The sequence below is a fragment of the Solirubrobacter ginsenosidimutans genome (assembly GCF_027587205.1).
In genome coordinates this window covers 19,535-43,844 of record NZ_JAPDOD010000017.1, presented here as the reverse complement: position 1 = coordinate 43,844, position 24,310 = coordinate 19,535, and the positions used below count along the sequence as shown (strand labels likewise).

33 protein-coding genes are annotated in these 24,310 nt (G+C 71.0%); 28 read left to right on the top strand and 5 right to left on the bottom strand.

Annotation, left to right across the window (positions count from 1 at the left end; genetic code table 11):
• Nucleotides 1-8: 8 nt before the first annotated feature.
• Nucleotides 9-389 carry a hypothetical protein gene (locus OM076_RS18290; protein WP_270041478.1) on the top strand — a complete coding sequence of 127 codons (381 nt, stop codon included), beginning with the start codon at nt 9-11 and terminating at the stop codon, nt 387-389.
• An 80-nt stretch (nt 390-469) separates the two neighbouring features.
• Here OM076_RS18290 and OM076_RS18285 read toward each other — a convergent pair whose 3' ends face one another.
• Nucleotides 470-1,072 carry a TetR/AcrR family transcriptional regulator gene (locus OM076_RS18285; protein WP_270041477.1) on the bottom strand — a complete coding sequence of 201 codons (603 nt, stop codon included), beginning with the start codon at nt 1,070-1,072 and terminating at the stop codon, nt 470-472.
• A 24-nt stretch (nt 1,073-1,096) separates the two neighbouring features.
• On the opposite strand from OM076_RS18285, the gene OM076_RS18280 reads away from it, so the two are divergent.
• Genes OM076_RS18280 through OM076_RS18265 form a run of 4 tightly spaced genes read left to right on the top strand, consistent with a single transcriptional unit; the run spans nt 1,097 to nt 3,388 of the window.
• Nucleotides 1,097-1,705 carry an FMN-binding negative transcriptional regulator gene (locus OM076_RS18280; protein WP_270041476.1) on the top strand — a complete coding sequence of 203 codons (609 nt, stop codon included), beginning with the start codon at nt 1,097-1,099 and terminating at the stop codon, nt 1,703-1,705.
• Entirely contained in the window at nt 1,702-2,457 is a 756-nt protein-coding gene (locus OM076_RS18275) for a class I SAM-dependent methyltransferase (protein ID WP_270041475.1), read from the top strand. The genes OM076_RS18280 and OM076_RS18275 overlap by 4 nt, the downstream gene beginning before the upstream one ends.
• 18 nt (nt 2,458-2,475) lie before the next feature.
• Complete coding sequence (locus OM076_RS18270) at nt 2,476-2,901, top strand: universal stress protein (RefSeq protein WP_270041474.1); 426 nt, start codon at nt 2,476-2,478, stop codon at nt 2,899-2,901.
• Between the two features lie 22 nt (nt 2,902-2,923).
• The gene (locus tag OM076_RS18265; protein WP_270041473.1) at nt 2,924-3,388 is read left to right on the top strand and encodes a (2Fe-2S)-binding protein; all 465 of its coding nucleotides are present in this window, start codon (nt 2,924-2,926) and stop codon (nt 3,386-3,388) included.
• 164 nt (nt 3,389-3,552) lie between these two features.
• Here OM076_RS18265 and OM076_RS18260 read toward each other — a convergent pair whose 3' ends face one another.
• Entirely contained in the window at nt 3,553-4,011 is a 459-nt protein-coding gene (locus OM076_RS18260; protein WP_372518054.1) for a nuclear transport factor 2 family protein, read from the bottom strand.
• A complete protein-coding gene (locus OM076_RS18255; protein WP_270041471.1) occupies nt 4,008-4,895 on the bottom strand; it encodes a LysR family transcriptional regulator in 888 nt (295 codons plus the stop codon). The genes OM076_RS18260 and OM076_RS18255 overlap by 4 nt, the downstream gene beginning before the upstream one ends.
• 85 nt (nt 4,896-4,980) lie before the next feature.
• On the opposite strand from OM076_RS18255, the gene OM076_RS18250 reads away from it, so the two are divergent.
• Genes OM076_RS18250 through OM076_RS18230 form a run of 5 tightly spaced genes read left to right on the top strand, consistent with a single transcriptional unit; the run spans nt 4,981 to nt 9,350 of the window.
• Nucleotides 4,981-5,724, top strand: a complete 744-nt coding sequence (locus OM076_RS18250; RefSeq protein WP_270041470.1) for a 2-phosphosulfolactate phosphatase — start codon at nt 4,981-4,983, stop codon at nt 5,722-5,724.
• On the top strand, nt 5,721-7,169 hold the full coding sequence (locus tag OM076_RS18245; protein ID WP_270041469.1) for a form I ribulose bisphosphate carboxylase large subunit: 1,449 nt from the start codon (nt 5,721-5,723) through the stop codon (nt 7,167-7,169). Before OM076_RS18250 ends, OM076_RS18245 begins: the two co-directional genes overlap by 4 nt.
• Nucleotides 7,169-7,594 carry a ribulose bisphosphate carboxylase small subunit gene (locus OM076_RS18240; protein ID WP_270041468.1) on the top strand — a complete coding sequence of 142 codons (426 nt, stop codon included), beginning with the start codon at nt 7,169-7,171 and terminating at the stop codon, nt 7,592-7,594. The genes OM076_RS18245 and OM076_RS18240 overlap by 1 nt, the downstream gene beginning before the upstream one ends.
• Nucleotides 7,591-8,439, top strand: coding sequence for an AAA family ATPase (locus tag OM076_RS18235; RefSeq protein WP_270041467.1), 849 nt, complete (start codon nt 7,591-7,593; stop codon nt 8,437-8,439). The genes OM076_RS18240 and OM076_RS18235 overlap by 4 nt, the downstream gene beginning before the upstream one ends.
• On the top strand, nt 8,439-9,350 hold the full coding sequence (locus OM076_RS18230; RefSeq protein WP_270041466.1) for a phosphoribulokinase: 912 nt from the start codon (nt 8,439-8,441) through the stop codon (nt 9,348-9,350). Before OM076_RS18235 ends, OM076_RS18230 begins: the two co-directional genes overlap by 1 nt.
• 10 nt (nt 9,351-9,360) lie before the next feature.
• Here the strand turns inward: OM076_RS18230 and OM076_RS18225 are convergent, their stop codons facing one another.
• Nucleotides 9,361-9,906, bottom strand: coding sequence for a hypothetical protein (locus OM076_RS18225; protein WP_270041465.1), 546 nt, complete (start codon nt 9,904-9,906; stop codon nt 9,361-9,363).
• 68 nt (nt 9,907-9,974) lie between these two features.
• Here OM076_RS18225 and OM076_RS18220 point away from each other — a divergent pair, with 68 nt between their 5' ends.
• From OM076_RS18220 to OM076_RS18210, 3 genes are read left to right on the top strand one after another with little or no spacing between them, the layout of a single operon-like run.
• Nucleotides 9,975-10,307, top strand: a complete 333-nt coding sequence (locus OM076_RS18220; RefSeq protein ID WP_270041464.1) for a hypothetical protein — start codon at nt 9,975-9,977, stop codon at nt 10,305-10,307.
• A gap of 2 nt (nt 10,308-10,309) precedes the next feature.
• Nucleotides 10,310-12,457, top strand: a complete 2,148-nt coding sequence (locus tag OM076_RS18215; protein WP_270041589.1) for a caspase family protein — start codon at nt 10,310-10,312, stop codon at nt 12,455-12,457.
• Nucleotides 12,454-13,128, top strand: a complete 675-nt coding sequence (locus tag OM076_RS18210; RefSeq protein WP_270041463.1) for a tetratricopeptide repeat protein — start codon at nt 12,454-12,456, stop codon at nt 13,126-13,128. The genes OM076_RS18215 and OM076_RS18210 overlap by 4 nt, the downstream gene beginning before the upstream one ends.
• On the opposite strand, the gene OM076_RS18205 is transcribed toward OM076_RS18210, so the two are convergent.
• Nucleotides 13,113-14,093 carry a LysR family transcriptional regulator gene (locus tag OM076_RS18205; protein ID WP_270041462.1) on the bottom strand — a complete coding sequence of 327 codons (981 nt, stop codon included), beginning with the start codon at nt 14,091-14,093 and terminating at the stop codon, nt 13,113-13,115. The genes OM076_RS18210 and OM076_RS18205 overlap by 16 nt on opposite strands.
• An 80-nt stretch (nt 14,094-14,173) precedes the next feature.
• Here OM076_RS18205 and OM076_RS18200 point away from each other — a divergent pair, with 80 nt between their 5' ends.
• The 15 genes from OM076_RS18200 (at nt 14,174) to OM076_RS18130 (ending at nt 24,308) form a co-directional block, all read left to right on the top strand.
• Nucleotides 14,174-15,055, top strand: coding sequence for an FAD binding domain-containing protein (locus OM076_RS18200; RefSeq protein WP_270041588.1), 882 nt, complete (start codon nt 14,174-14,176; stop codon nt 15,053-15,055).
• A 1-nt stretch (nt 15,056) separates the two neighbouring features.
• A complete protein-coding gene (locus tag OM076_RS18195; protein ID WP_270041461.1) occupies nt 15,057-15,302 on the top strand; it encodes a hypothetical protein in 246 nt (81 codons plus the stop codon).
• The gene (locus OM076_RS18190; RefSeq protein ID WP_270041460.1) at nt 15,299-15,580 is read left to right on the top strand and encodes a hypothetical protein; all 282 of its coding nucleotides are present in this window, start codon (nt 15,299-15,301) and stop codon (nt 15,578-15,580) included. Before OM076_RS18195 ends, OM076_RS18190 begins: the two co-directional genes overlap by 4 nt.
• Nucleotides 15,581-15,647: 67 nt before the next feature.
• Nucleotides 15,648-15,917, top strand: a complete 270-nt coding sequence (locus tag OM076_RS18185) for a hypothetical protein (RefSeq protein ID WP_270041459.1) — start codon at nt 15,648-15,650, stop codon at nt 15,915-15,917.
• On the top strand, nt 15,914-16,234 hold the full coding sequence (locus OM076_RS18180) for a hypothetical protein (protein ID WP_270041458.1): 321 nt from the start codon (nt 15,914-15,916) through the stop codon (nt 16,232-16,234). The genes OM076_RS18185 and OM076_RS18180 overlap by 4 nt, the downstream gene beginning before the upstream one ends.
• A complete protein-coding gene (locus OM076_RS18175) occupies nt 16,231-16,800 on the top strand; it encodes a hypothetical protein (protein WP_270041457.1) in 570 nt (189 codons plus the stop codon). Before OM076_RS18180 ends, OM076_RS18175 begins: the two co-directional genes overlap by 4 nt.
• Nucleotides 16,778-17,650 carry an FAD binding domain-containing protein gene (locus tag OM076_RS18170; RefSeq protein ID WP_270041456.1) on the top strand — a complete coding sequence of 291 codons (873 nt, stop codon included), beginning with the start codon at nt 16,778-16,780 and terminating at the stop codon, nt 17,648-17,650. The genes OM076_RS18175 and OM076_RS18170 overlap by 23 nt, the downstream gene beginning before the upstream one ends.
• On the top strand, nt 17,650-18,120 hold the full coding sequence (locus OM076_RS18165; protein ID WP_270041455.1) for a (2Fe-2S)-binding protein: 471 nt from the start codon (nt 17,650-17,652) through the stop codon (nt 18,118-18,120). The genes OM076_RS18170 and OM076_RS18165 overlap by 1 nt, the downstream gene beginning before the upstream one ends.
• A complete protein-coding gene (locus OM076_RS18160) occupies nt 18,117-20,480 on the top strand; it encodes an aerobic carbon-monoxide dehydrogenase large subunit (protein WP_270041454.1) in 2,364 nt (787 codons plus the stop codon). Before OM076_RS18165 ends, OM076_RS18160 begins: the two co-directional genes overlap by 4 nt.
• A complete protein-coding gene (locus OM076_RS18155) occupies nt 20,477-21,361 on the top strand; it encodes an AAA family ATPase (protein ID WP_270041453.1) in 885 nt (294 codons plus the stop codon). The genes OM076_RS18160 and OM076_RS18155 overlap by 4 nt, the downstream gene beginning before the upstream one ends.
• Nucleotides 21,358-22,797, top strand: coding sequence for a vWA domain-containing protein (locus tag OM076_RS46160; RefSeq protein WP_270041452.1), 1,440 nt, complete (start codon nt 21,358-21,360; stop codon nt 22,795-22,797). The genes OM076_RS18155 and OM076_RS46160 overlap by 4 nt, the downstream gene beginning before the upstream one ends.
• Complete coding sequence (locus OM076_RS18145; RefSeq protein WP_270041451.1) at nt 22,785-22,937, top strand: hypothetical protein; 153 nt, start codon at nt 22,785-22,787, stop codon at nt 22,935-22,937. Before OM076_RS46160 ends, OM076_RS18145 begins: the two co-directional genes overlap by 13 nt.
• Nucleotides 22,930-23,373 carry a molybdopterin cofactor-binding domain-containing protein gene (locus OM076_RS18140; RefSeq protein ID WP_270041450.1) on the top strand — a complete coding sequence of 148 codons (444 nt, stop codon included), beginning with the start codon at nt 22,930-22,932 and terminating at the stop codon, nt 23,371-23,373. Before OM076_RS18145 ends, OM076_RS18140 begins: the two co-directional genes overlap by 8 nt.
• A complete protein-coding gene (locus OM076_RS18135) occupies nt 23,370-23,879 on the top strand; it encodes a YceI family protein (RefSeq protein ID WP_270041449.1) in 510 nt (169 codons plus the stop codon). Before OM076_RS18140 ends, OM076_RS18135 begins: the two co-directional genes overlap by 4 nt.
• A complete protein-coding gene (locus tag OM076_RS18130; RefSeq protein ID WP_270041448.1) occupies nt 23,880-24,308 on the top strand; it encodes an SRPBCC domain-containing protein in 429 nt (142 codons plus the stop codon).
• Nucleotides 24,309-24,310: the final 2 nt, after the last annotated feature.

The window sequence follows — 24,310 nt, the reverse complement described above, 5'->3', positions numbered from 1 at the left end:
CGGCAAAGATGATCGATTTCATGGAGGACCAGCTCGACCGGCACCTGGTCGAGGACCCGGACCCCGAGGCGCTCGACCCGGAGTACGTCTGGCACGAGGTGGCGCAGATCCGGCGATCCCCACAGGGACTCGCCGCGCAGGTCGCCGCGACGCCCGAGGTCCGCGCGCGGCACACGATGGGCGGCGCGCTCTCGCCGGCGACAGCGTCCTGGCTCGCATTGGGCTTCGACGCGACGCTGGGGGAGACGGTCCTGCGGCTCTACCGCGCGGCGCCCCGCGACGCCTCGACCGCCGACGCACGCGTGGTCGCGCTCGACGGCCCCGGCCACTGGTGGCTGGCGCTCCCCGACCAGCTCCCTGCCGCGGTCGCCGCGCTCACGGCGCGCTGAGCGCGGTGATTAGGGGGTCAGACCCCTCAACAATTCTTTTGGCTCTGCGCGGTGCTTCGCAATGTTGAGGGGTCTGACCCCTACGGGGCGAGGGCGCGGTCGAGCCAGCCGTGGACCTCGGCGGCGAGCGCGTCGACGTCGACCGCGTCCGGCGCGAGTTGCAGCTGCAGCGAGACGCCGCGGAGCTGGCCGACGATCGCGAACCCGGCCGCGTCCGCGTCGACCTCGGGCCGGATCGTGCCGTCCTCGATGCCCTCGGCGATCTTCACGGCGAAGTAGCGGCGAAAGGAGGCGTCGCGCTCGACGAACAGGTCGCGCAGCCCTGGCTCCTCGCCGCCGATCGCCGCGATCCACAGCCGCAGGAAGACACTGGCGTCGCGCGCGCCCGAGCGCAGCGCCGCCAGGTACGCGGCGACGTCCGAGACGATCCGCTCACGCCCGCGCAGGCCGGGCGCGACCGGGGCGAACTGGGACTGGGCGAGCTTCGCCACCGCGGTCATCAGTCCCTCGCGGGTGCCGAACTGATGGTTGACGATCCCGCGCGAGTACCCCGCCGCATCACCCACCGCGGCCATCGTGACCGCCCGGACGCCGTCGGTGGCGATGATCGCCATCGTCGCCTCGAGCACCCGCCGCTCCGTCTCTGCGCGGCGCTCGGCCTGGGTGCGGCGGGTCGGCTCCACGCGGGCAAGGATACGGTTGACGGCATGCGGCACAGCCCCCATCACGCGGAGACCGACCCGGCGGTGGTCCGCCGCCTCATCACCGAGAACCCGTGGGCGACGCTCGTCAGCCAGGCCGACGGACTGGTCGCCAGCCACTATCCGATCCTGCTCGACGAGGAGAGCGACGAGCTCGCGATCTACACCCACGTGGGCAAGCCCGACGACGAGATCCACGCGTTCGGCAGCGCCGAGGTGCTGCTGATCGTCGCCGGCCCGCACGGCTACATCTCGCCAAGCTGGTACGCGGAGGGCGCGGCGCAGGCACCGACCTGGAACTTCAGCGTCGCCCACTGCTACGGGGTGCCGGAGGTGCTCGACCCCGAGCGCAACCTTCAGGTGCTGACCCGGCTGGTCGCGCACTTCGAGCAGCACGTCGAGGACCCGCTCTACCTCGACCAGGACTACGGCGCCCGGGTCGCGCGCGGCACGGTCGGCATCCGGCTCCCGATCACCCGCTTCATCTGCAAGGTCAAGATGAGCGAGGACAAGGACCCGGTCACGCAGCGCCAGGTGCTCGCGCAGCTGCGCGGCGAGGGCCCGTACGCGTCCGCGGCGCTCGCCGACGACATGGAACGGGCGCTGCGCGGATGAGGGAGACGCCGGCCGGGGACTTCGACTACGAGGCGGGCGGCGAGGGATACGCGACCGTCCGCCGCACCGACCCGCGGATCGCGGCCTACGTCCACACCGCCCTGGGCGACGCGCGCACCGTGCTCAACGTGGGTGCGGGTGCGGGCTCGTACGAGCCGCAAGACCGCTACGTGGTGGCGGTCGAGCCGTCGGCCAAGATGCGCGCGCAGCGCTCCGGGCCGCCCGCGGTCGACGCGACGGCCGAGCAGCTCCCGTTCGACTCCGACAGCTTCGACGCGACGATGGCGACGATCACGATCCACCAGTGGACCGACTGCGACGCCGGCCTGCGCGAGCTGCGCCGCGTCAGCCGCGGCGCGGTCGTGATCCTCACGTTCGACGGTCCCGCGATCGCGGAGTTCTGGCTCGAGGACTACGTCCCCGAGGTGATCGCGGCCGAGGCGCGGCGCTACCCGGGCCTCGGCCACATCGCGGCGGTGCTCGGCGGTGAGGTCACCGTCACCGAGGTCCCGGTCGCCCTCGACTGCGTGGACGGCTTCGCCGAGGCCTTCTACGGCCGTCCGGAGGCGCTGCTGGACGCCACCGTCCGCCGCTCGCAATCGGCCTGGGGCTTCGTGCCCGCCGACGCGATCGACGACGGCCTCGCCAAGCTGCGCGCCGAGCTCGCCTCGGGTGCGTGGGACGCGCGCCACGGCCAGCTGCGCACGCAACCGGAGTTCACCGGGGCGCTACGCCTGCTCGTAGCTCGCTGAACGGCGTAGGCTCCGCGCATGAACGCGATCGTCATAGGGACGGACGGCTCTCCGGGCGCCGAGGCGGCGATTCAGAAGGTCCTCGAGCTGGTGCGGGGGACGGGGGCGACGGTGCACCTCGTCTGCGCGTATCCAGGACGCTCGGCGCTGGAGCGGATCGGCATGACCGGCAAGTCGGATCCCGTCGACCTGCGCGGCGTCGCGCACGACGTGGTGTCGCGCGATGAGCACCGGTTCGACGACGCGGGCCTGAAGGTCGAGAAGCACGTGCGCGCGGGCGACCCGGCGCACACGATCCTCGACGTCGCCGACGAGCAGCACGCCGACCTGATCGTGGTCGGCGCAGGCGGCACGCCGGGGCACCGGCGGCTGATGCTCGGCGGCGTGGCCGGCAAGCTCGCGCACAACGCGCAGACGAGCCTGCTCATCGTGCACCCGAGCTGATCGGTAGGTTCACCTCCGGCGGATGCAGGTGACGGTCTCGATCAACGGGCAGGAATACACGCGCGACATCGAGCCGCGGTTGCTGCTGGTCCATTTCCTGCGCGACGAGCTCGGGCTCACCGGCACGCACTGGGGCTGCGACACCTCCAACTGCGGGACGTGCGTCGTGCTGATGAACGGCGAGCCGGCGAAGTCCTGCACCGTGCTCGCCGCCACCGCCGAGCGCTACGAGATCACGACGGTGGAAGGCCTGGAGCGCGACGGCGTCCTCGACCCGGTCCAGGAGGGCTTTCGCGAGAAGCACGGCCTGCAGTGCGGGTTCTGCACGAGCGGGATGCTGCTCACCGCCCGCGCGCTGCTGGACCGCAACCCGGACCCCACCGACGACGAGATCCGCGTCGCGATCTCCGGCCAGATCTGCCGCTGCACGGGCTACGCGACGATCGTCCGCTCGATCCGCTGGGCGGCCGAGCACCCCGACGGCTAGGAGCCGGTTGACGAATTCCGGTGCGCCCGCTGCGGCGCATCCGCGGCGTCTCGCGCCACCCGCGCTCCTCACGTGGCAGAGCCACGCATCGCGAGCGCCTGCGGCGCGAGCCACTGGCGGGCTGCACCACATCGGTCGGACCGACCATTCGTCAACCGACTCGACTAGCGCAGCGGGATCGCGTCGCCCCGCTCGGACTCCGGCCGGGTGCCGAAGATGCGGCGCTCGGACTCGGAGATCGCGAGGTCGTTGATCGAGGCCTCGCGGCGGCGCATGTAGCCCTCCTCGTCGAACTCCCACTGCTCGTTGCCGTAGGAGCGCCACCACTGCCCGCTCGCGTCGCGGGACTCGTACTGGAAGCGCACGGCGATCCGGTTCCCCGAGTACGCCCAGAGGTCCTTGCGCAAGGCGTACTCGAGCTCGCGGTCCCACTTGCCGCGTAGGAACGCGGCGATCTCGTCACGGCCGGTCACGAACGTGTCCCGGTTGCGCCAGACGGAGTCGGCCGTGTACGCCGCGGCGACCTTGTCGGGGTCGCGGGTGTTCCACGCGTCCTCGGCGGCCTGGACCTTCTGGCGCGCGGTCTCCTCGGTGAAGGGCGGAACGGGGGGACGCATCTTCAACCTCCTCGGGCAGTGATGAAATCGAGAAACGTGGCCACGACCGGCCGGACCGGTCCCACCCCGGAGCACAGCACATGCCACGCCCTCGGCGCAGGTGCGGAGGTGACCGCGATCGCTGCCAGCAGACCTGTAGCGAGATCGTCGGCGACCGCGTCACGCGACACGAACGAGACGCCCAACCGGGCGCGTGCCGCCTGCCGGATCGCGCCGTTGGAACCGACCGTCAGCGTGCGCGGCGCAAGACCGGTCGCGGCGAGGAAGTCCTCGTTGACCGAGCGGGTGCCCGATCCGGGCTCGCGCAGCAGCCACGTGCGGGCGGCCAGCTCGTGCGGCGCGACCTCCGCGCGAGCCGCCAATTCGTCGTCCGGCGCGGTGATCAGGACGTGCTCGTTCGGGTGCAGTGCCCGGGCTTCCAAGCGGGCGTCGCGCGGCGGGCGGCCGGCGAAGGCGACGTCCGCCTGGTGGGCGAGCACGAGCCCCATTACCCGGTCGCGGTTGCCGACGTCGAGCGTCAGCCCGACGCCGGGGTGCGCCGTCGCGAACGCCTGCATCAGCCGCGGGACGAACGACTCCGCGGAGGTCGTGACGGCGGCGATACGGAGCGTTCGCGACGCGTTCTCCGCGCTCTCGACAGCGGCGCGCCGGCCCTGCTCGAGCAACCCGATGACGTCGGTCGCAAAGGGCGCGAACGCCGCTCCCGCGGGCGTCGGCCGGACACCGCGCCCGTCGCGCTCGAGCAACGGGGTACCCAGCTCGCGCGCCAGCCCGCTGACGGCGGCCGAGACCGACGACTGGGTGACGATCAGCTCGTCCGCGGCGGCCGTCACCGAGCCGCTGTGCACCACGGCGAGGAACGCGCGCAGCTGGGTCAACGTGATCGACACGTCTCAGAACCATAAGCAAAAACCACTGCATACGTGAGAACACTTCGATGGAAGGCGAAGCAAGATCCCGGCAAGCTCCTGCCGCATGCCCCTCGCCTCCACGGCCCCGCGGCCGGCCGCTCCGCCCCACCGCGCGCGGCTGCGCGCCGTCGACGTGGCCTTCACGCCCGCCGGGGCGCGCCGCGCGGACGTGACGGTCGTGATCGACGTCCTGCGTGCGACGACGACGATCGTCCGCGCGTTCGAGGCCGGCTACCGGCGCGTCCTCTGCGCGGCCACGCTCGACGCCGCCTACGCCCTGGACGCACCCGGACGCGTGCTCGCCGGCGAGCGGCGCTGCGTGCGCCCGCCGGGCTTCGCGCTCGGCAACTCCCCCGGCGACACCGACCCGCCGCTTGGCGACGTGCTGGTGCTGGCGACGACCAACGGCACACCGGCGATCCTCCGCGCCGCGGCGCTCTCGACCGTCGTCCTGATCGGCTGCCTGCGCAACCTCGAAGCGACCCTCGACGCGATCGGCGACCGCGACGTGCAGCTGCTGTGCGCCGGCACCGACGGGCGCCCGTCGCTGGAGGACACCTACGTGGCCGGCCGCCTCGCCCAGCGGCTGGGCGGGCAAGCCTCCGACGCCGCGCTGCTCGCGCAGGCAGTCGCCGGTGAACGGCCCGACGCGCTCGCCGCGGGTGCGGGCGGGCGCGCGCTGATCGCCGCCGGGCTCGCCCGCGATCTCGCCGTCTGCGGACAGGAATCCGTCGACGCCACCGTCCCGACCGTGCGCGCGGCCGCCGCCGGGGTCGCCACGCTCGAACCGCTGAAAGGGCCCCGATGACCGCCTTGACCACGAAGGACCGCTGGACCGCGGGCGTCACGCCCTACGCGCAGATGGGCTACTGGGACCCCGATTACGTGCCCAAGGACACCGACGTCCTGGCCGCGTTCCGGATCACGCCGCAGGACGGCGTGGACGCCGTCGAGGCCGCCGCGGCCGTCGCCGGCGAGTCCTCGACCGCGACGTGGACCGTCGTCTGGACCGACCGCCTGACCTCCTACGAGCACTACCAGGCGAAGGCCTACCGGGTCGACCCTGTCCCGGGCACGCCGGGCCAGTACATGGCGTACATCGCGTACGACCTGGACCTCTTCGAAGAAGGCTCGATCGCCAACCTCAGCTCCTCGATCATCGGCAACGTCTTCGGCTTCAAGGCGCTGCGCGCGCTGCGGCTGGAGGACATGCGGATCCCCTCGCACTACGTCAAGACGTTCCAAGGCCCGGCGCACGGGATCGTGATGGAGCGCGAGTACCTGGACAAGTTCGGCCGCCCGCTGCTGGGCGCGACGACCAAGCCCAAGCTCGGCCTGTCGGCCAAGAACTACGCGCGCGTCGTCTACGAGGCGCTGCGCGGCGGGCTGGACTTCACCAAGGACGACGAGAACATCAACTCGCAGCCGTTCATGCGCTGGCGCGACCGCTACCTGTTCGCGATCGAGGCCGTGATGCGCGCCGAGGCCGCCACCGGCGAGATCAAGGGTCACTACATGAACGTGACCGCGGGCTCGATGGAGGAGATGTACGAGCGGGCGGAGTTCGCGCGCGACATCGGCAGCGTGGTGATCATGGTCGACCTCACGGTGGGCTACACGGCGCTCACCTCGCTGGCGCGCTGGTGCCGCGCCAACGGCGTGCTGCTGCACCTGCACCGCGCCGGCCACAGCACCTACACCCGCCAGAAGAGCCACGGGATGTCGTTCCGCGTGCTCGCCAAGTGGTGCCGGCTGATCGGCGTCGACCACATCCACGCCGGCACGGTCGTCGGGAAGCTCGAGGGCGATCCGGGCAACGTGCGCGGCTACTACGACATCTGCCGCGAGCGCCACAACGCCGCCGACCCCGCGACGGGCCTGTACTTCGACCAGGACTGGGCGTCGCTGCCGGGTGTCATGCCGGTCGCCTCGGGCGGGATCCACGCCGGCCAGATGCACCAGCTGCTGCACCTCCTCGGCGAGGACGTGATCCTGCAGTTCGGCGGCGGCACGATCGGCCACCCGATGGGCATCGCCGCCGGCGCGACCGCGAACCGCGTCGCCGTCGAGGCGATGGTCATGGCGCGCAACGAGGGGCGCGACTTCCACACCGAGGGGCCGGACATTCTGGCTCAAGCGGCCAAGGGCTGCCCGCAGCTCGGCGCGGCGCTCGAGATCTGGAAGGACATCACCTTCGACTACGCGTCGACCGACACGCCCGATGCCCTCGTCACCCCGACCCCGGTCTACTGATGCGACTCACCCAAGGCGCCTTCTCCTACCTGCCGGAGCTCTCCGACGAGCAGCTCGAAGCGCAGCTGCGCTACGCGCTGCGCCATGGCTGGGCGATCATGATCGAGCGCACCGACGACCCGCATCCGCGCAACGCGCTGTGGGAGCTGTGCGGGCAGCCGCGCTTCGACGTGCCCGAGCACGAGGCGCCAAGCGTGCTCGACGACGTGCGCGCCGCACGCGAGACCTACCCCCGCGGCTACGTCAAGGTCGTCGCGTACGACCGCTCCCTCGGGCGCCAGACGACGGCGCTGTCGTTCATCGTCTCGCGGCCGGCGAGCGAGCCGGGCTTCCGGCTCGAGCGCATCGAGCAGTCCGATCGGCGCGTCCGCTATGCGCTGCACGCCTACGCGACCGACGCGCCCGCCGGGAGCCGGTACGCATGACGGCGACGACGCTCGCCGAGCCGGACGTGCACGCGGTCCTCGGCGAGCTCGACCGCGACCTCGTCGCGCTCGCCCCGGTCAAGGCGCGGGTGCGCGAGATCGCCGCGCTGCTGACGATCGACCGGCTGCGCGAGGCCGAGGGCCTCACCGCCACCCGGCCGACGCTGCACATGAGCTTCACCGGCAATCCCGGCACCGGGAAGACCACGGTCGCGCTGCGGATGGCTCAGGTCCTGCACCGCCTCGGCTACGTGCAGACGCCGCGCGTGGTGTCCGTCACCCGCGACGACCTCGTCGGCCAGTACGTCGGCCACACCGCGCCCAAGACCACCGAGGTGCTCAAGCGCGCCTACGGCGGCGTGCTGTTCATCGACGAGGCGTACTACCTGCATCGCCCCGCGAACGAGCGCGACTACGGCCAGGAGGCGGTCGAGGTCCTGCTGGGCGCGATGGAGGCCGAGCGCGACCGGCTCGTCGTGATCCTGGCCGGGTATCGTGAGCCGATGGAAGCGTTCTTCCGTGCCAACCCCGGCATGGGCTCCCGCGTGGCGCATCACGTCGACTTCCCCGACTACGACGTCGACGAGTTGGTCGCGATCGCGCGGCTGATGGTCTCCCAGCGCGACTACGTGCTCGACGCGGATGCCGAGGACGCGCTCGTCGCCTACGTCGAGCGCCGCCGCGCGCGGCCGCGCTTCGCCAACGCGCGCAGCATCCGCAACGCGATCGACCGCGCGCGCCTGCGCCAGGCCGCGCGGCTGTTCGACGCCCCGGGCCCGCCCTCGCGCACCGACCTGATGACGCTCGAGGCGCGCGACCTCCTGGCCAGCTCGGTCTTCGCCTGATGCCGCGCCCGATCATCCTCGGTGTCGTTGGGGACTCCGCGGCGGGCAAGACGACGATCACGCGCGGGCTCGTGCGGCTGCTCGGCGAGGAGCACGTCACCCACATCGCGGCCGACGACTACCACCGCTTCGACCGCCGCCAGCGCGCGGAGCACGCGATCACGCCGCTTCACCCCGCGTGCAACTACATGGACATCATGGAGCAGCACTTCCGCGAGGTGCGCGCGGGGCGGCCGATCCTGAAGCCCGTCTACCGCCACCAGGACGGGACCTTCGGCGCGCCGGTCTACGTCACGCCGCGCCAGTTCACGATCGTCGAGGGGCTGCTCGGCTACCACACCGAGGCGCTGCGCGAGGTCTTCGACGTGCGCGTGTTCCTCGCGCCGCTGGAGGAGCTGCGGCGCAAGTGGAAGGTCGACCGCGACTGCTCCCGGCGCGGGTACACGACCGATCAGGTGCTCGAGGAGCTCGACCGGCGCGAGAGCGATTCGGCGACGTTCATCCGCCCGCAACGCCGCTTCGCCGACATCGTCGTCTGCTTCGTCCCCGGCGATCACGGGCAGTTCGACGCCGAGGTCACGCTCGGCCGCGGCCTCGTGCATCCGGACCTGACGCCGTTCGTCGACGGCGACCAGCGCGGGCTGACGATCGTCGACGCCGGCACCGAGCACACGCTCGCGATCTCCGGCGGCATCGACCCCGGCTACGCGGCGACGATCGAGGAGGCGATCTGGGACCGGATGCACTTCGCCAGCCACCTGCGCTCGGAGCGCCTCGGCGAGTTCACGGTCGGGACGCAGCTGCACCGCTCGGAGTCGCTCGCGCTCGTCCAGCTGCTCGTGCTCTACCACCTCGTGACGGCGCGGGCCTCGGTCGCGCTCGGGGCCGACGGCCTGCGCGTCGCCTCCTGAGCGCAGCCGTCTATGGCGGCGATGGGAGGCGGGTCACGATCGTCGCGACGGCCGCGAGGATGCCGCCGCACACCAGCCAGAGGCAGATGAGGTCGGCATCGCCGTCGACGGCGGGGAGCAGCCCGGCGAACGCCGCGAGGGTCGCGACGACGAGCGCGACGGTCCCCAGCCACCGGAGCTGCCTGTCCCTGTCGGACGCCCGGTCGGGCACCGGCTCGACGACGAGCGCGACCAGCAGGCCGGCGATGACCTGCGCGCTCGTCGCCAGGAGGTCGCCGAGGTCGCTGCGATCCGGAATCGACGGTTGCACGATCATGCCGAGAGCGATGCCGCCCAAGAAGAACCAGAGCGGGATCCCGGACCACTTGCGGGCGTACTGGGTGAAGGCCAACGCCAGCAATCCGACGCCGATCCCGGCGACCGAGAGCCAGGGTGAAGCGTCGCTGATACGGTCCAGCGCAACCGCGTAGAGCGCCGCGAGCGCGACCGCCAGGAGGCCGTCCCGCCAAAAAGCGTGAGGCGGATCGGATTGCGCGCGAGCAGGCTCCGGAGTCACGAGCCGAGAGTAGTCTTTTACTGTCGGCGGGGGCGCTCAACGGTGTGGAAACAGTGACAATGGAAGCCATGGGGCAGACGACGATCACGGTGCGCCTCGACGGCGCCGGGCCAGCCGAAGCGGGCGCGCTGGCCGCGGAGCTCAAGCTTTTCCTGCAGAGCGAGGACCCCGCGCTCGAGGTGAACGTCCAGCGCGAGGACCCGTCGCGACAGGACCTCGGGACGGTGCTGATGATCCTGGTCCCCGCCGCCGGCACGATCGGGCTCAAGCAAGCCGTTCGCGCGTGGAAGTACAAGCATCGCGACCGGCGCTTGGTGCTCGACAGTGAGCACGGTCACGCGGTCGTCGACAGTCCGGACGAGGCGGAGGCGGCGGTCACCGCAGTGGTTCCGCCCGCGTGACGATGCCCGGTGTCCAACTCCCCGCACCGGCGTTGATCCTGCTGGGAGCGGCGGAGTTCCCGAACCAGGAAGACCTGAGCAATCCTGCGTTCGGCCAGGCGGCAGACGCGATTCGCAGGCTGGCGGCAACCACGTTCGAGCTGCCGGAGGAGTGGTTCCTCGATCTGTTCGACCAGCCGCTCTCGCCGAGCGAGATGGCAGAAGAGATCAAAGCGTTCCTGGCGCGTGTCGCGGCCGACGGCCCGAGCGCCGCGATCGTCTACTACATCGGCCACGGCGAGATCGCGAGCGAGGAGTATCGGCTGGCGCTGCAGGGAACCAGGCGAGATCAGCCGGTCAACACCATGCTCGGAGCGGTTGCGCTCGCAGAAGCCATGCAGCCGGCACGCCGGACCGTGCCGCAGATCGTCGTGGTCGACGCCTGCCTTGGAGCCGGCATCGTCGATGCGTTCAAGACGCCGCGGGCGGGCAAAGGCGTGGCAGTGTTCGCCGCGGCAAGCCGCGACGACTACGCGAACGCCCCAGACCCGGATGCGCCCACGCTGTTCACCGCGGCGTTAACGCGCGTCCTGCGCGACGGCGACGCTGCCGGACCCGAATGGCTGTCGCTGGAGGATGTGAGCGATTTCGTGCAGGCGGAGTGGGCCACCACCGCGGATGCCGCCCGTCCCGAACTGCACGACCCCGAGCAGCGCGAAGGCGAAGTCTCGAAGCTGCGCATCTTCCGCAATGCGGGACGTCGTCCACCCGCGGAGCCGGCGAGCTCACCGTGGTGCATCGTCTTCTCTTCAGGCGAGGACGAGGAATTCACGACGGCATGCCGGGACATGCAGACCAAGTACTTCGAGAGCATCCAGCGGGAACTCGGTTTCACCTTCGCGGACGAGCCGGTGTGCCTGCGTCCGAAGGAACTGGTCGCGTCGCCGCGCAACCTGCTCGACGGCGTGCGCCACGTCTGCCGAGCGGACGTCGCCCTCTTCGACTTGACCGAGATCGAGCGCGACCCGGTCGCGATCCTGCTCCTTGGAATCCGCGCCGTGATCCGGCGCGGCGTGACGGTCTGCTCATCGAAGCGTGTCGATGACAGGACGACGGCGCTCTTCCATCTGCGTGAGGTGCGCATCAGCTCGCATGAGGAGCGGCCGTATGACGCGCTGCAGGGCCCGCATGACACCCTTGGCCGCCGTGTACGCGACGGGCTCCGCGAGCTGCGAGCCGCCCCGCACCGCTACGCCGATCTTCCGGCGTTCGATCCGGTCCGCGCAGTCCCGCCGACGTCGGCGGCCGCGCGTCCGCGCACCCTCGAGGACGGTCAGGTGCTCGTCCTCTGCTCCTTCGACGAGGAGTACACCCGGCGCGTCGGGAATGGGCTACTGCGCGCGCTGGACGCCGCGGCGTCGCGAGATCTCCAGCGGCGGTCGCTCAGCTCCTCGGTGCTCCAGGCGAAGGTCGCGCGCAGCCTGGACATCGACTCGCCGCGGCAGGTCAGCGCCGCCCTCTACGAGGCGATCCGGCTGACGGAGTTCTGCGTCGTGGACCTGACCGAATGGCGTCCGAACGTGCTCTTCGAGCTCGGCGTGCGTCTTGCGGCAAGCCCTATCGTCCCGATCGTGATCCTCGAACAGGGCGAGCAGGGGACCCCGGAACGCGACGCACTCGTCGACCTGTTTCAACCGATCCGCTACGAGACCGCATCACTGAGGGACGCGGTGACCGACATGACTCAACGTCACCGTGAACTTCGTCAGTTGACTTCGGAGGAGCGGGCCCGCGCCCCTTCGCTGCGGACCCATAACGCGATCTATCCCGAAGCGTGGAGGTTCGCCGACGCGGCGGGAGAGGCCGTCGCGGGCGAGGTCGTGGAGCGGCTGCAGGAGCTCGCCGCGGCGATGATCACCGACAAGAGCGATGGCCGGCGACCGACGGTCTACCCGCCTGACCACGCGCTGGCCGCCGACGCGGAGTCCAACGGGGTCGAGTTGCTCGTCGCGGCCTGGCTCTATCTCACGCGGCGCAAGGACATCGAAGACAAGAACGTCCTTGCGATGGCCAAGACCGTCGGCGACGAGCTCGTGGAGCGTCTCCCCGTCGGCGACCACCTCGCGGATGAGATCTTCGCGAAGCTCGACGAATTGGAGGAGGCGCAATGAGCGTCGAGGACGCGCTCGAGCGTGCGGCGGACCTGCAGCGACGAGCCAAGGCCTACTCGCGACGCGAGCACTACGATCGGGCGGTCGCGTTCCTCACCCAAGCGATCGACCTGCTCGAACCGGCGCTCGAACAGCAGAGAGCGCAGACCGAGGCGAGTAGCACCTCCCTGGTCGCCACGGCGCTGGCCGACACCCACGGGGTGCTCGGGGGCACGCATCGGCGTCAGGGACGTCTCGACGAGGCGCTGCGCGAGTACTCGGCGGGGCGCGAGATCGAGCAGGATCCCGAGTTCGGGATCGTGAACTCGTACAACCTGACCAACGAGCAGGTGATCGCGTTTCTGCTCGCGCCACAGCCCGACGAGCAGCAGCGTGCGGCGGCGAAAGCGGCGTATGAGCTGGTGTGGGCGCAGGCCAACGGTCCCCGGCGCGGCGACTGGTGGGCGTGGGCGGACGTCGGCGTGCTCTCGGTGCTCGCCGGCGAGCGCGACGACGCGGAGAACGCCTACCGCACGTTCCTCCGGCTCGGAGCTCGCCCGACGGACCTCGAATCCGCCCAGCTCGTCCTCGACGAGATCGTCAGCCACGCGCGCGAGCACGACCCGGAGGTGATGCGCTGCGCGGAGGCGACGGTCGCCCTCCTCGGGGAGCTCCGTCAGCCGCCGCGCTGAGCGACGGACTGCCACAGCGTGACGTGGACCTTCGGGCGGATCTGGGAGGACACGGCGCCGGCGCGGCCGGAGGAGATCGCCTGCGTCGCCTCCGGCGTCGTGGCGAAGCGCTGGAGCGCCAGGGCGGCCGGCAGGGCGCGCCCCAGACCGAGGGTCGAGGCGTGCCACATCTCGATGATCGGCGTTCCCCGTACGTCAAGACGCACGAGCTGGCGCCGTCGGACCTCGTCGACGACCGCGTGCGAGAGGACGAGCATGATGCCCTCGCCGGCCACCGCGGCGGCGACCGCCGCGGCGCCGCTGCTGTAGGTCGAGATCTGCTCAGGGGCCAAGCCGGGGTTGCGGGCGAAGAAGCTGCCCGTCGCCTCGCCGGGGTCCAGCTCGGGCGGGCCGACGAGCCAGCGCTCGCCCGCCAGCGATGCCGGCGCGATCGCCCGCCCGCTCGCCAGCGGGTGCGAGGGCGCGGCGACGACGATGAAGCGACAGCGCAGGAACGGGGCGGCGGCGATCGACGTCGCGCCGCTCGGCGCCGGGCCGAGCGCGATGTCCGCGCGGCGATGCTCCAACGCCTCCACGAACGACCCGGAAGCGGCCGACGTGACCGTCAGCTCGAGCCCGTCGTCGCGGGCGGTGAAGAGCTCGATCAGCGGGCCGATGTGCTCGGCGACCAGCGGGGTCGCCAGCACCGAGAGACGGCGGCTCTCGCCGCCCGACTCCGCCACCGACCGCCGCGCCTGCTCGGCCAGCCCGAGGATCTCGGTCGCCAGTGCCGCCAGTCGCCGCCCGCCGGGCGTCAGCGCGATGCCGCGGCCGCTGCGGACGAACAACTCATCGCCGAGCTCCTTCTTCAAAGCCGACACCGCGACCGAGACCGCGGGCTCGGTCACCTCGAGCTCCGCCGCGGCCGCCTTGACCGAGCCGTGGCGCGCCACCAGCACGAAGGACTGCAGCTGAGCGAGGGTCATAAGCGATCACTTAACTCTGGTTGACAAGGCGACCATAACAGCGCCAATCTCCCAAATGGAGGAGAGACCAAGGAGGAGTCCTGCAGGTCCCAGCACCGTTTGGATACGAGCGAGCGACGAGCGTCGAAGAGGCGCTGGCGCTGCTCGAAGAGCACGGACCCGAAGCCCGGCTGCTGGCCGGTGGGCACAGCCTGCTGCCGATGATGAAGCTGCGGCTGGCGGCGCCCGAGTACGTGATCGACATCGATCCGCTCGCGGACGCGCTCGGCTACATCCAGCCCGGCCCGGCCGAGGTGCGGATCGGCGCCATGACGCGCCACAACGCCCTGCTGGAATCGGCGTATCTGCTGGAGAACCTGTCTATCTTCACGGATGCCGAGCGTGTAATTGCGGACCCTGTGGTCCGCAATCGGGGGACGATCGGCGGAGCGCTCTGCCAGGCCGACCCGTCGGAGGACCTCTCCGCGGTCTGCGCGGCGGTGAAGGCCAAGCTGGTGATCCGGGGAATGCAAGCCGAGCGGGTCGTGGACATGCACGAGTTCCACCGAGGGCCGTACGAGACCGCGGTCGGGCCTGCCGAGATGCTGGTCGAGATCCGGGTCCCGGTCAGCGCGAACAGCGGCAGCGCGTACCTGAAGGTCGATCGCCGCGTCGGTGACTGGGCGGTCGTGGCCGCCGGCGCCGCGCTCACGCTCGGCGAGGACGGTCGCATCACGCAGGCGGGGCTCGCGCTCGCGGCGGTCGGCGGGGACATCACGGTCAGCAAGGCCGAGCGGGCGCTGATCGGCGAGCCGCCGACCCAGAAGACCTTCGAGCGTGCGGCCCGGCTCGCGCAGTCCGCATGCGAACCCGTCAGCGATCAACGCGGATCCGCGGACTACAAACGGCACGTCGTCGGCGTTCTCACGGAGCGCGTCCTCGCGCGCGCCACCGAACGCGCCCAACCCAAGAAGGAGGAGTGAGATGTCCACCGGATGGACCGTCGGGCTGGTGCTCGGCGTGCTGGTGATCCTGATCGCCGCGGCGATCGTCATCACGATCGTCCGCCTCGCGCAACGGATCGCCGATCAGGCGCGGACCGCGGTCGGGGGCGTGGACGTCGTGCGTCAGCAGACGACCAAGCTCAACGACATCGGCCAGATCAACGACTCCGGCGTGCGCATCCTGCACTCCGCGCGCGCCCTGCGAAAGGTGGCGGTGGGCAAATGAGCAACACCGGTGCTTGGAACCTCGCCCTGGTCATCGGGCTGGTGGCCGCGCTGATCGTCGCCGCGCTGCTGCTGATGCTGATCCGCGCTGTCCGTGACATCGAGGGCTCGGTCAACGGCCTGCTCGAGGTCGCCACCAGCGTCGCGGGTAACACCGCCAACATCCCGCAGCTCGAGGCCACCGCGCCCGTGCTCGGTCTGATCGTGGAGGAAGCCGTCGTCCAGGACGGCTACATGAACGCGCTCACCGACGGCTACGGGGGAGTGCAAGCCGCATGAGGACCCTGGCAACCGAGCAACGAGGGCCCGCACGCGTGGCCCAGGGACCCACAACCGGGGTCAGAGTATGAGCGGACATGCCCTCTTGAGCATCCTGCTCGCCGTCGTCGTGGTCGCCGTGCTGGCCGTCGCGCTGATCGAGGTCCGCACCCGCCTGCGCAACATCTCGCACGGGTTGGCCACGCTGGCCGGCGCGCTGGAGATGGTCGAGAACGACCACCTCAAGCCGCTCGAGCCCGCCGTCAAGGCGATCAACGCCCAGTTCGACATCATCCTGTCCGCGCTGCCCGGGATCGGCGCGAAAGCGGCGATCGTGGCCGAGAGGAGGCCGCGATGACCCTCTGGTGGATCCTCGACATCGTCCTGCTGGTCGTCGTCGTGCCGGTCGTCGTCATCCTGCTGAAAGGCGTGCTCGACGAGGCCAACGGCATCGTCCCGAGCATCAATCGCATCCGCGACGCGGCGAGAGCGGGATCGAAGGACCTCGACGCCGTCCCGCTGCTGCTGACCACGCAGACGCAGGTGCGCGAAACGGTCGAGAACGTCGCCGCGTACGGCGGCTCGCTCGACGTGATCCTGGACGACGACCCTGGAGGAGCGGCAGCGAGGGCCCATGCTCCTGCCCCAGGGACCCAGGAACGGGGTCTGCGGTGAGCGGCCCCGCGGTCCTCTTGCTGATCACGGTCGTCCTGATCGTGCTCGCGCTTGTCTACTTCCTCGTCTCCACGATCGTCGCGCTGACGAAGATCGCCAACGGGTTGGACGAGGCGATCGCCGCCGTCGTCGAGATCGTCGAGAAGTCCAAGCCCGTCGCCCCCGTCGTCGACGACATCAACGCCAACCTCGACGCCGCCGTCTCCGCCCTCGAAGGCCTGCTGGTCAAGAAGGCCGGCATGGAGGATGCGGTCGGGCTCGTCGACGGCCTCTACCCGGGTGCGGCCGCGGCCGGCTTCCGCGACTTCCCCGGCAGCGCGGACACCAAGGCGCCGCGGATCGGCGAGGTCTACACCCGCGGCACGCTCACGCTCGCCCGCCTCGGCCGCGAGGCACCGATCGCCGCGGCCAGCCCCGCGGGCGGACCTGTCCTGCGCAACGTGCTCGGCGGCAGCCTGGCGGCGCGCGCGCTCTACCCGGTCGAGCGGCCCGGCCGCTCGCCGGTCATCGGCACCAACGCTCCCGTCCAATACGAGGCTGAAGATGCAGACGCCAGCGCGGTTTGACTACGAGCGGGCGACGAGCGTCGCCGGGGCGATCGCGGCCCTCAAGGAGCATGAGGACTCGCGCATCGTCGCGGGCGGGCACAGCCTGATCCCGATGATGAAGCTGCGGCTCGCGCAGCCGTCGCGGCTGATCGACATCAACGACCTCACGGAGCTGCAGTACATCCGCGAGGAGGGCGACGAGATCGCGATCGGCGCGCTGACGCGGCACGTGGACCTGCTCGAGTCCGAGTTGCTGTGGAGCCGGTTCCCGGCGTTCCGTGACGCCGAGAACGTGATCGCCGACCCGGTCGTCCGCAACCGCGGCACGATCGGCGGCTCGCTGTGCCAGGCCGACGCGGCCGAGGACCTCTCCGCGGTCGCCTCCGCGCTGAAGGGCGTCGTGACGATCGTCGGGGCCGACGGTGCGAGAACCGTTCCGATGGGCGAGTTCCACCTCGGCCCGTGGATGACCGCGGTGGGCGAGGGTGAGCTCGTCACCGAGGTGCGCTTCAAGGTCCGGCCCGGGGCCGGTTCCGCGCACGAGAAGGTCGAGCGGCGGGCGGGCGACTGGGCGATCGCGGCGGCCAGCGCGGCCGTGTGGCTCGACGGCAACAGGATCGCCGATGCCGGCATCGCGTTGAGCGCGGTCGGCATGACCACCGTCGACGTCACGCGGGCGGAGGAGCTGCTGCGTGGCGAGGTGCCGTCGGACACGCTGTTCGAGCAGGCGGGGCGCGTCGCGTCCGAGGATTGCTCGCCGATCCCCGACAGCCGCGGACCGGTCGATTACAAGCGCCACCTCGCGGGCGTGCTGACGAAACGAGCGCTCCGCACGGCGGCGGCGCGGGCTCTCAAGCAGGAGGCGTGATGGATATCTCGATCGTCATCAACGGCGAGACGGTGACGCGCGACGTCGAGCCGCGCACGCTGCTCGTGCACTTCATCCGCGACACGCCAGGCCTGACCGGCACCCACTGGGGCTGCGACACGTCGAATTGCGGCGCCTGCGTGGTACTGATGGATGGGAAGCCGCTGAAGTCCTGCACGGCGCTGGCGGCGATGGCCGTGGGCCATGAGATCGCGACCGTCGAGTCGCTCGAGAAGGACGGCGAGCTGGACCCGATCCAGCAGGGCTTCCACGAGTGCCACGCGCTCCAGTGCGGGTTCTGCACGCCGGGGATGCTGATGACCACGCGCGCACTGCTCAACGAGAACCCGGACCCGACGGAGGACGAGATCCGCGTCGCGATCTCCGGCGCCATCTGCCGCTGCACGGGCTACAAGAACATCGTCGCCGCCACCCGGTGGGCCGCGGAACACCAGGAGGTGTCGCGATGAGCGCGATCGAGGACCGGCCGATCGGCTTCGGCCGCCTGAAGCGCAAGGAGGACGCGCGCTTCATCCGCGGCCAGGGCAACTACCTCGACGACATCCGCCTGCCCGGGATGGTCCACATGGCGATCCTGCGCTCGCCGTTCGCCCACGCGCGGATCAACTCGATCGACACGAGCGCCGCGCTCGCGCTGCCGGGCGTCGCCGCGGTGATCACGGCCAAGGACCTGGAGACGCTCGGGCTGGCCTGGATGCCGACGATCTCCTACGACACGCAGGCCGTGCTCGCGGGCGACAAGGTCCGCTTCCAGGGTCAGGAGGTCGCGGCGGTGATCGCGACCGACGAGTACATCGCCCGCGACGCGCTGCAGCTGATCGACGTCGACTACGAGCCGCTGGACGCGGTCGTCAACGCGCGCAAGGCCTTGGATGCCGACGCGCCGCTGATCCGCGACGACAAGGAAGGCCAGATCGACAACCTCGCCTCGCCCACCTGGGAGGCGGGCGACGAGGACGCGACCGACAAGGCCTTCGCGGAGGCCGACACGGTCGTCGCGCGCGACATCATCTACCCGCGCTGTCACCCCGCTCCGCTCGAGACCTGCGGCATGATCGCCGACTTCAATCCGGAGACCGGCCAGCTCGACATCTACAACGGCAACCAGGCGCCGCACGCGCACCGCACGGTCTACGCGCACGTCGCCGGTCTCGCCGAGCACATGATCCGCATCCGCTGCGGTGACATCGGCGGCGGCTTCGGCAACAAGGTGCCGGTCTATCCGGGCTATGTGTGCGCGATCGCCGGCTCGATCGTCGCCGGCGTGCCGGTCAAGTGGATCGAGGACCGCTCCGAGAACCTGATGTCCACGGGCTTCGCCCGCGACTACATCATGAAGTCCGAGATCTGCGCCAAGGACGGGAAGATCACCGGCCTGCGCGTGGACGTCATCGCCGACCACGGCGCGTTCGACTCGACCGCCCAGCCGACCAAGTTCCCGGCCGGGTTCTTCCACATCGTCTGCGGCTCCTACGACCTGCAGGCGTCGCACGTGAAGGTCAAGGCCGTCTACACCAACAAGGCGCCGGGCGGGGTCGCGTACCGGTGTTCCTTCCGCATCACCGAGGCGGTCTATTTGGTGGAGCGGATGGTCGACGCGCTCGCGCTGGAGATGAAGGTCGACCCGATCGATCTGCGGATGCGGTCGTTCATCAAGGAAGACCAGTTCCCGTACGAGACGACGACCGGCTGGACCTACGACTCTGGCGACTACCACAAGACGATGCGGGTCGCGATGGACATCGCGGGCTACGAGGACCTGCGCCGCGAACAGGCCGAGAAGCGGGCGCGCGGCGAGCTGATGGGCATCGGCGTGTCGTTCTTCACCGAGGGCGTCGGCGCGGGCCCGCGCAAGCACATGGACATCCTCGGGCTGTCGATGAACGACGGCGCGGATCTGCGCATCCATCCGTCTGGGAAGGCCGTCGTGAGCCTCTCCGCGCAGACCCAGGGTCAGGGCCACGAGACGACGTTCGCGCAGATCGTCGCCGAGGAGCTGGGCATCCCGCCGGAGGACGTCGAGGTCCGCCACGGCGACACTGACAAGTCGCCGTACGGGCTCGGCACCTACGGCTCGCGCTCGACGCCGGTGAGTGGCGCGGCCGTCGCGGTCGTCTCGCGCAAGGTCCGCGACAAGGCGCGGGCGATCGCGGCGACGATCCTCGAGACCCGCCTGGAGGACCTCGCCTGGGAGAAGGGCCGCTGGTACGTCAAGGGCGATCGCGAGCAGGGCGTGTCGATCTTCGACATCACCAAGCGCGCCTACAGCGGCGAAGCGCTGCCGGAGGGCTTCGAGGGCGGCCTCGACGCGCAGGTCATCTACGACCCGCCGAACCTCACGTACCCGTACGGCGCCTACATCGCCGTCGTCGACGTCGACCCCGAGACGGCGCACGTGAAGGTCCGCCGCTTCATCGCGGTCGACGACTGCGGCGTGCGGATCAACCCGATGATCGTCGAGGGGCAGATCCACGGCGGGCTCGCCGAGGGCATCGGCATCGCGCTGATGGAGGTCATCACGTTCGACGCCGAGGGCAACTGCCTCAACGGGTCGTTCATGGACTACCTGATCCCGACCGCACTCGAGGTCCCCGACTTCGAGCTGGGCGAGACGGTCACGCCCTGCCCGCATCACCCGCTCGGGGCCAAGGGCGTCGGCGAGTCGCCCAACGTCGGCTCGCCGCCGGCGATCGTCAACGCCGTGATCGACGCGCTCTACGAGAGCCACGGCGTCGACCACCTCGACATGCCGATGACCCCGGCCCGCGTCTGGGCCGCGATGCAGGGGAACGCCGAGCCGCCCCAATGACCTCGGAGCTGGAGCACGTCGCCCCCGACGTCGAGACGCTCGCGCAGCGGCTGGCCTCCGCCGACTACCTGGTCGACGAGGGGCTGGCCACCGCGCTCTTCCTCAGCCTGCGCCTTCCGCAGCCGTTGCTGCTGGAGGGCGAGGCGGGGGTGGGCAAGACCGAGGCCGCCAAGGCGCTGGCCACGGTCCTCGACACGCCGCTGATCCGGTTGCAGTGCTACGACGGGATCGACGCGGGCGAGGCGCTCTACGAGTGGAACTATCCGCGGCAGCTGCTTTCGATCCGTTTGGCCGAGGCCAATGACACCGCGCTCACCGAGGACGCGCTGTTCGGGCCGGAGTACCTGGTCGCGCGGCCGCTGCTGCGGGCCTTGCAGCACCCCGGTCCGCGCCCGGCGGTGCTGCTGATCGACGAGATCGACCGCGCGGACGACGACTTCGAGGCCTTCCTGCTCGAACTGCTCGCCGAGGCCGCGGTGACGATCCCGGAGCTGGGCACGATCCATGCCACCCACCCACCGGTGATCGTGCTGACGTCCAACCGCACGCGGGACCTGCACGACGCGGTCAAGCGCCGCTGCCTGTATCAGTGGATCGACTACCCGGACGCGCGGCGCGAGGTCGAGATCGTGCGCCGGCGGGTGCGCGGCGCCTCCGAGTCGCTGGCCGTGCAGGTCGTGGCGGCGGTGGCCAAGATGCGCGACGGCGACGTGCAGAAGCCGCCTGGCATCGCCGAGGCGATCGACTGGCTGAAGGCGCTCGAGCTGCTCGGCGTCGACACGCTGGACGCCGCCGCGATCGGCCGCACGCTCGGCAGCGTGTTGAAGTACAGCGAGGACCAGGACGTGGTCCGCGCGACCGGATTGGAGAGCTTGGTGTGAGGCTCGCGACCGTCGAGCTCGACCTCGCGCCGCTGGTGGCCGCGTTCGGGCGGCGCCTGCACGCGGCGGGCGTGCCCGTGACCGCGGAGCGATCGTCGCGCCTCGCGACCGCGCTGACGCTCACGCGTCCCGTGTCGCGCACGCGGCTGTATTGGACGGCGCGCGCGGTCATGGTGTCCGATCACACGCAGGTCGACGCCTTCGACCGCGAGTTCTTCGCCGTGTTCGGCTCGCGCGTGGACGGCGGGGCGGAGGAGGCGCGCGACGAGCGCCGCGACGCCGCGGGCGCCGAGGTCTCGCCGGGCGAGGACCGGCCGGCGGGGCGCGGCGGGACCGACGGTGCGACCTCGGGCGACCTTCCCTCCGACGCGGCGGGAGCGGATCGTGATGCGCCGGGTGGCGGGCGCGCGGGCGGCGTCCAAGCGCCGCGCGACGGCGACATGCCCGCGCTGCCGAGCGCCGGCGGCCCCCGTGGGCGCGCGGCGGCCGCGCAGGCGGGCGAGACGGACGACGCCGACGAGGCGGGCGATACGGGCGCCCCGACGCTGGCGAGCGTCGGCGAGCGCCTGGGCAGCAAGCGCTTCGACGCGCTCGCACCCACCGAGCTCGCACAGATTTACGCGCTGATGACGCGCCTCAAGCTCGCGACGCCGACCCGCCGGACGCGGCGCGCCGACCGCGCCCGCCGCGGCGAGCAGGTCGACCTCCGGCGCACGCTGCGCGGCTCCCTGCGCACGGGCGGCGACCCGATCAACCTCGCGCACCGGCGCCGGCGCGTGGTGCCGCGGCGGCTCGTGCTGCTGTGTGACATCAGCGGCTCGATGGAGCCGTACGCGCGGGCGTACCTGCAGTTCCTGACCTGCGCCGCCAACGCCAATGCCGAGGCGTTCGTGTTCGCCACCCGGCTCACCCGCATCACCCGCGCGCTGGCCACGCGCTCGCCCGAGCGCGCGATCCAGCGCGCCGCCGCCGCCGCGCCCGACTGGTCCAGCGGCACCCGCATCGGCGACGCGCTGCGCACGTTCAACGACCGCCACGGGCGCCGCGGCATGGCCCGCGGCGCGGTGGTCGTGATCCTCTCCGACGGCTGGGAGCGCGGAGAGCCGCGGCTGGTCGGACGCGAGATGGAGCGGCTGTCGCGGCTCGCGTACCGGATCGTGTGGGTCAACCCGCGCGTCGCCGCCGCGGGGTTCGTCCCGCGGGCGGGTGGCATGGTGGCGGCGCTGCCGTACATCGACGCACTGGTCTCCGGGCACTCGCTGACCGCGCTGGCGCAGGTCGCCGACGCGATCGGCGGGCTCGACGTGCCGCCGCCGGTGGCACCGGAGGAGGACGAGGAATGGGCCAGCGCCACACCCGTGGCCGGGAGCTCGGTCGCGATGCCGAGCGGCTACGGGCCGAGCCGAGGAAGGACGACGCCGGGATGGAGCCTGTGAAGACCTGCATCTACCCCGGGTGCGACCGGCCCGCCGTGCCGCCGCACCCCGCAGGCGGGCCGCAGCCCGCGTTCTGCGACCGCGAGGACCACAACGCGCTGACCGCGCACCAGAAGCGAAAGGAGCTGGAGAATGGCTGACGAGGCCTATCGCGCGGTGTTCCTGCGCGTGCACCCGACGGGCAAGATGGTGCTGAGCCTGACGACCGAGCCCGACGGCAACGAGGGTCGCTACGCGCAGCTCGTGGCATCCGAGCTCGGCGTCCCCGCGCTCGACGTGAAGGTCGTCCCGGCCGACGAGAGCCGCTTCGGCACCGGGCACGGCTTCAACACCAGCCCGTCGGACGGTGTCCCGACCGCGATCGCGAGCGCGACGGAGAAGATCCGCGCGAAGGCGCACCTGATCGCGGGCGTGGCGCTGGAGACCCCCGCCGACGATCTGAAGTGGGAGGACGGGGTGTTCGTCGGCCCCGCCGGCGCGCGCACGATCGCTGACATCGCCCTCTACGCCCACGGCTCCGGCGAGCTGCCGCCCGGGGTCGAAGGCGGGCTCGACGCGCAGGCTGTCTATAGATGAGCAAGCTCGGCCCAGAGAACGGGACGCTGACGGTCCGCACCGGCAAGGGCGGCGCCGCGGCCAAGGCCGGCCACAACCTCGTGATCGAGGTGCAGCGCTGGCAGGGGTCGCTCACGCCCGAGGCGGTCGAGCTGACCGCCGACGCGCGCTCGATGCGGGTCGTGTCCGGCAACGGTGGCATCTCCCCGCTCGGCGACGACGAGAAGGCCGGCATCTCGCAGACGATCGACGAGGAGGTGCTCAAGGGCGGCAACATCGCGTACCGCTCGAGCGCGGTCACCGCCCGGTCCGACGGCGGGTATGACGTCGACGGCGAGCTCGACCTCCTCGGCGTCCGCGCGCCGCTCTCCTTCGCGCTGTCACTCGACGGCGACCGCCTCACCGGCAGCGCCTCGGTCAAGCAGACCGCGTGGCGCATGAAGCCCTACTCGGCGCTCTTCGGGACCTTGAAGGTCGCCGACGTCGTCGAGGTCTCGATCGACGCAACCCTTCCCAAGGAGCAGTAAATGGTTGAACTCGACCACTCGTTCTCGACCGGCAAGCCGGCCGACTACAACTGGGACGCGGTCCTGGACCTCGACCGGATCATCCCGTGCGTCGAGGGCGGCAAGGTCATCGAGCTCGAGAACCCGGATCTGGCCAAGGCCGAGATCAAGGTGAAGATGGGCGCGATGTCGATGACGTTCAAGGGCACCGTCGAGGTGGCCGCCAAGGACGAGGTGGCCAAGCACGCGATCCTGCGCATCAAGTCCAAGGACACCGGTGGCTCCGGGTACGCCAACGCCGACGTGGCGTTCACCTTGAATGACGGCGGCGGCACGATCCACACCGAGGCCAAGATCACCGGTAAGGCCGCATCGATGGGCGAGGGCGTGGTCTCGACCGTCCTCGACGCGCTGATCAAGGACTTCACGACCAAGCTGGCGGCGATCTAGGC